The organism is Polaromonas sp. P4_H1 (genome assembly GCF_056400945.1).
The window spans coordinates 1-709 of the sequence record NZ_JBFUKG010000059.1 but is presented as its reverse complement, the minus strand read 5'-3'; the positions used below and the strand labels follow the sequence as shown (position 1 = coordinate 709).

The window sequence follows — 709 nt, the reverse complement described above, 5'->3', positions numbered from 1 at the left end:
CGAAAGACAATCCGTTTGTCGGCCGCGACGGCGCCAGGCCGGAGGTCTGGAGCTACGGTCATCGCAACCAGCAAGGTCTCGCCATCAATCCGGCGACCGGTGAGTTGTGGGAGACCGAGCACGGGCCGCGCGGCGGCGATGAAGTGAACATCATCGGCAAGGGCAAGAATTACGGCTGGCCTGTGATCGGCTACGGCATCGACTATTCCGGCGCGAAGATCCACGAAACCACGTCGAAGGCAGGCATGGAGCAGCCGGTGAAATACTGGGTGCCGTCGATCGCCCCGTCCGGCATGACGTTCTATACCGGCGATCTCTTCCCGCGCTGGCGGGGCAGCCTGTTCACCGGCGCGCTGGCAGGCCAGATGCTGGTGCGGCTACAGCTCAACGGAAACACGGTCACGTCCGAAGAGCGCGTCCTGCAAAATCTCAACGAACGCATCCGCGACGTCCGGCAAGGACCGGACGGCGCGCTGTGGCTGCTGACGGATAGTTCGGCAGGACGAATCTTGCGGATTACGCCAGCCGGGAAGTAAGCGGTCGCTGCTACGACCACTTGTGGAAAATGAAGAACGCCCCGAGCGCGATGAAGGCAAAGCCCAGCGCGTGATTCCAGCCGAGCGGCTCCTTCAGATACAGCACCGAAAATGCAGCAAACACGACCAGCGTGATGACTTCCTGCATCGTCTTCAACTGGGCGGCATTGTAG

General features: G+C 61.8%; 2 protein-coding genes. One reads left to right on the top strand and one right to left on the bottom strand.

Features of this window, described 5'->3' with window-relative positions:
• Nucleotides 1–536 (top strand): PQQ-dependent sugar dehydrogenase (locus tag AC1DS5_RS25050; protein WP_477720948.1); only part of this gene is annotated, 536 nt, incomplete at its 5' end.
• A 10-nt stretch (nt 537–546) separates the two neighbouring features.
• Here AC1DS5_RS25050 and AC1DS5_RS25045 read toward each other — a convergent pair.
• Nucleotides 547–709, bottom strand: a 163-nt coding sequence (locus AC1DS5_RS25045; RefSeq protein WP_477720949.1) for a DMT family protein, incomplete at its 5' end; no start/stop codon positions are given.